The organism is Paenibacillus sp. AR247 (assembly GCF_002968895.1).
Taxonomy (GTDB): domain Bacteria; phylum Bacillota; class Bacilli; order Paenibacillales; family Paenibacillaceae; genus Paenibacillus_AQ; species Paenibacillus_AQ favisporus.
On record NZ_PCZT01000009.1, the window covers coordinates 1,924,516 to 1,929,428 of the forward strand.

Below are 4,913 nucleotides of genomic sequence, written 5' to 3' on the forward strand. Positions count from 1 at the left end.
CCAAAAACGAGTACACCCCGGCAGGGATGGCCCTGGCCTCCTCTGCTCGTTCCGGCGGGTGAATATATGCCGGGATCGTTACGACCCGGTCATGACGAAATCCCCGTTCGCGCAAGAACCGGGTCGTGTCCTCATTGACGCATATGATCAGGTCGATGCTCTTCAGGCTGCGTAGAAGAATCCGCCGCCTCAGCGGACCGGCATGCCGGATCTGATCCTCCAGGTTGACGCCGTGAACCGTGAGGATGATTTTTTGGCCAAGCCGCTTATACAGCCCAAGCAGACTGCGAAGCCGTGGGTCGATCGTATGGAAATGAAGAATGTCCCCCTTCAGAAAAGGGATCTTGAACAGAAACCGCCGGTACCGGTTCAAAGGATGGACGTGCGGGCTGTGGGCCGCGCCTTTGGCTTCGTTATATATCTCAAAATCGATGCCCTGCTGCTCCATGACGGCGGACAGACGGCTGAGATGGACGGATACGCCGCCGCGCGGAGGCGGAAGCGGACCGATGAATACGACTTTCATGGAAGGATCACCTCGTTCACTTGAGCTGCTGCGTTTGATTACGAAGTCAACATGTGCATCTGCTGCGATTTTATTTCCAACGGATGCGGGTGCTAAGCCCTTCCGGATGACTGCTTCGAACCCGGATCAGCCGGCTTGCGCGCCGCACGCCATATCGTTCCGAAACCCAGGAATCTTCCAGCTGGATGGCTGATGCCCCCTCAAAACCCATATGTATCGTTACTCCGGCTTGGCGTATGAGGACGATGTCATCCGTTTGGGCTGCAGCGGCACCCGGCACCAGCATGAATGAGGCCGTAAATTCCCGGATCTCTTCCGCTTCTGGTGACACCGGATCCAGACGGTCGGACAGCGTCAGTTCCCCCTCATGAAAATCAAACACGCGCCGATGGATGACGCCGCACTTGCCGGCATAGCCTGAATGGCTGCCTGCGAAAAAGCCTTCCCTGAACGCATCGCAGCGCGCGAATGTCTGCTCCCGCATCAGAAACAGTTCGTGTTCATCAAAATCGTTTTGCTCATGCCCTCCCACTTGAACGGTGTTATGCATGCCCGTACTGCGGAACAGGTTGCGCAGCCGATAATCGGCGGAGTAAATATAGGCGCCCGGATCGACAAAGATGTCCTGGCCGGACACCTGAAGCTCAAAGCTCAGCTGGTCGTTGTGGCTGTGGGCCCCATGGCCGCGAAAAGACAGCTCTCCGCAGCGCACCAGGCAGTACGCCGAGCTGCTGCGCAGCACATAATACCCGCCGTCCGGATACGCTGCGCAAGGCCGGCTCGAGGGCGCTCTTTCAGGCGCTGCATAAGGCCGGAGCGTGGGCAGCCCGGCAATCCACATCGCTTCCTCACGGTGCAGGCGTCCGGCGGCGCGGAAATCGTCGCGGTCGAACAGCTCGCCGGCCACGGCCAGCATATGGCGGCAATCCGCCGGCGCCCACCGGCCGTAACCGGACGCGATCATCACGCGTCCGTCGTCCGCGTCGCCGACGACCGGCGTTTGCCCATCCTGCTTCATGAGGTCCAGCATGAACTCGTGCATCTTCTCGAGCCGCTTCATGTATTCCGGCGTGAATTCAATCCCGTTGCTGCTGCACCAGACCGAAGACAGGACAAACAGCTCGGCGACGAGCCGGTGATAGGAAGTGGAAGCCTCGTAGTTCGATCCGTCCGTGTTCACCTGCACGAACATTTCCCGCTCGGTTTCCCGGATGCCGTAAGCAAGCCTACTCTTTGGGACTTGAGCTGCTTATTCCTTTGCCGCACACCTCTATATCCCCAAAATAAAGGCCCAATCCGATCAGCCCGGCGAGATTGGACAAATAGNGGTTTCCCGTATGCTCACCCGTGTTTTCCAAATTGTCCATAATAAAACCGCCGTGCCTGTACAGCGACGCATGAAGCCGGTCCCAGAACGCTTCGGGAAGCGAAGGGCTGTCCCGGAAAAAATAGATGCCCGCAATCCAGTTGACGGCACGGATCGCCACATCCATCGCGCAGGTCCAGTTTACCGACATTTCGGGTGGATTCTCCTGGATCCAGTCATCCAGCTGGGCTTGAAATTCTAGCGCATACGCCTCTCTGCCTGTCAGCCAATAAGCTTTCCCCAACGTAAAGACATGCTGAAAACGCGAAAGCTCCCAGGGAACCTTCACGTCAGCCCGGTTCGATAAATCGACCGTTCGAATTCGTTTATAATACCGGGGCTCCCATCGGAATCCCGTCTTGAAGTCTTCATGCCAGGGAAGCCGCTCTCCAAGGGTCACGGGACCCGATCCCAGCAGATCGAACTCGTGGACGCAGATCCGGTCCGCCTGCCGGATAATCTCCGTATCGGACCGCCCTTCGCGCAGCAGTTCGGCGTACCGCTCCTTATCCTGCGGATCGAACAGGAAGCGGCCGCAACTTCGGAATCCGCTGAACAGGCTCGGCTTCACCACGGCCGGAGCCAGCCTGTGCCGGATGCTGAGATAGGCGGTGCGCGTTTCATCAAGCGCTTTTACCGCGACCTTGGCCGCCGCCGCATGCAGCGGCATCCTGCGCAGCTTTTTCACTTTCATCATCAGCGTGGACATCAGTGCACCCCGACCCGTTCCCGGGGCGATTCGCTGAAGAAGCCCCTTGTATCGATCACGATTTTTTCCTGAAGCAGGTTGCGGTCCATATGGGAGAAAGCGTCGTGATTCACGAGCAGCAGCACGATATCCGCCTTGCGGACCGCCTCCACCGTTTCAAGCAGCTGAACCCCGGCTTCCGCAAGCGAGGCTGGCAGAAGCTGGATATGCGGCTCTACCGCATAAATGTCCCCGATCCGGGCCTTCGCCAAATGCTCCACAATCGCAAGCGCGGGGCTTTCCCTCAGGTCATCGATGTTCGCCTTAAAAGAAAGTCCCAGGCAGGCGATGACGGGCGACTTCAACCGTTTGGCCCGCTCCGCCACCTTATTTACCACGTAACCGGGCTTATAGTCGTTAACGATTCTGGCAGTATGAATCAGCTTGGCCTGTTCCGGCGCCGCATGGACGAGAAACCACGGATCCACCGCGATGCAGTGTCCTCCCACGCCCGGTCCCGGCTGAAGAATGTTCACCCTGGGATGGTGGTTTGCCAGCCGGATCAATTCCCACACGTTGATGTCCAGCTGGTCACAGATGAGAGACAGCTCGTTCGCAAAAGCGATGTTGACATCGCGGAAGGAATTTTCGGTCAGCTTGGCCATCTCCGCCGTTTTGGCGTTGGTTTCAAGGATTTTCCCGCTGACGAACTGCTTGTAAAAGGCCACGGTTCGCTGGGTAGACTCGATATCGATCCCCCGTCCGCTCTGGACGGCCGCCTTGACCATAATGTCCAAATCCGGTTCCACGATATGAACCTCACCCTGGTTAATCAGCTCGACCGCATGCCGGTTCGTGTCCACGCCGTGCACTTCAAAGCCTTTAATTGCAAGCAGACTGGCTGTTGGCAGTCCGATATAACCGAGTCCCACGACGCAAATTTTTTTGACCATAAGTCCGCCCCTGCCTTCATTTCAAATGGTAATGACCTTTCTTTCACCGCTCATACGGCTGATCAGGCACGCTGATCCCGGTCAAATCTTCGGTTCCACGTTCTCGATTTGCAGAATCCGGTCCAGTTCCCTTAAGAGGGGCGTCCGAAGTTCTCCCTGGCGAAGCGCAAACTGAATGGTGGTCAGAATGTACCCGAGCTTCTCGCCGACGTCGAAGCGCTCCCCTTCGAATTCATAGGCCAGACAGCGGTGCTTGACGATCAGCTGCTGGATGGCATCTGTAAGCTGGATCTCTCCGCCATACCCGGCTTCCTGGTGTTCCAGCAGGCTGAATATTTCTGGGGTGAGCACGTAACGGCCCATAATGGCCAAATTTGACGGCGCCTCTCCTGGAGCGGGCTTTTCCACCACTTTCCGCAGCTCAAAGGTCCGTTTGTCCGTGTCGTGAATCGCACTCGGGTCGATGATGCCGTACCGCGATGTGTGCTCAGACGGCACCTGCCCGACGCCGACGACGGAACAGCCGTGCTTTTCGTACTGCCGAACGAGCTGTCCGATGCAGGGCGCTTCCGCGCGGACGATGTCATCACCGAGAAGCACGGCGAATGGTTCATCACCGATAAAATTCCGCGCGCACCATATGGCATGACCGAGGCCTTTGGCTTCCTTTTGCCGGATATAATGGATCTCTACGGCCGACGAACGCCGGACCATCTCAAGCACGTCCAGCTTCCCTTTTTCCAGCAGGCTGAGCTCCAACTCGAAGGAGTAATCGAAATGATCCTCAATCGACCGTTTTCCCTTGCCGGTGACTATAATAATGTCCTCGATTCCCGCCTCGATCGCTTCCTCCACGATGTATTGAATGGTCGGCTTGTCGACGATAGGCAGCATTTCTTTGGGCATCGCTTTGGTTGCCGGCAGGAAACGGGTACCGAGTCCGGCAGCCGGGATAATGGCCTTTTTCACTTTTTTCACTTGAATAAACCCCCAACTTCATAATGTTGTATCCTTCGGTTTTATGTTTTCTTCTGTTGATCAGGATGAAAGGATGAGCTATACCGCCTGCAGGCAGCATAGCTCATGCTTCCATCCGAAGCATGAGCGTTACTCGGGCATTGAACCCGACCTCACATCACACTCTCGACGATAAACGTCTAAGGTATCCGAATACCCACAGCATGATCGAGTGCCTACCCGTGATAAAGGTACAGTAGACATGACCTGTAAAGACATGCTTCAATAACACGTGGTTTCCTTGATACCCGAAAAACTATTGATGACCGTAATAACGGTACTGATTCGCCTCGGACTTACTGTATTTTTTCTGATTCAGAACGACGCCGAGAATCGTTGCCTTCGCAAGCTCCAGCTTCTCTT

Annotated in this window: 5 protein-coding genes; all 5 read right to left on the minus strand. The window is 56.3% G+C overall.

Going from position 1 to position 4,913, the window contains the following annotated elements:
- A partial coding sequence (locus CPT76_RS17470; protein ID WP_146116337.1) for a glycosyltransferase family 4 protein occupies window positions 1–526 on the minus strand: 526 nt, incomplete at its 3' end.
- 70 nt (window positions 527–596) lie between these two features.
- Entirely contained in the window at window positions 597–1,739 is a 1,143-nt protein-coding gene (locus CPT76_RS17475; RefSeq protein ID WP_258168646.1) for an alginate lyase family protein, read from the minus strand.
- Between the two features lie 13 nt (window positions 1,740–1,752).
- The gene (locus tag CPT76_RS17480; protein ID WP_105443744.1) at window positions 1,753–2,601 is read right to left on the minus strand and encodes a heparinase II/III family protein; all 849 of its coding nucleotides are present in this window, start codon (window positions 2,599–2,601) and stop codon (window positions 1,753–1,755) included.
- Window positions 2,601–3,533: a nucleotide sugar dehydrogenase gene (locus CPT76_RS17485; RefSeq protein WP_105443745.1), complete on the minus strand. Its 933-nt coding sequence runs from the start codon at window positions 3,531–3,533 to the stop codon at window positions 2,601–2,603. Before CPT76_RS17485 ends, CPT76_RS17480 begins: the two co-directional genes overlap by 1 nt.
- 81 nt (window positions 3,534–3,614) lie before the next feature.
- Entirely contained in the window at window positions 3,615–4,511 is an 897-nt protein-coding gene (galU, locus tag CPT76_RS17490) for a UTP--glucose-1-phosphate uridylyltransferase GalU (RefSeq protein ID WP_105443746.1), read from the minus strand.
- Window positions 4,512–4,913 lie beyond the last annotated feature (402 nt).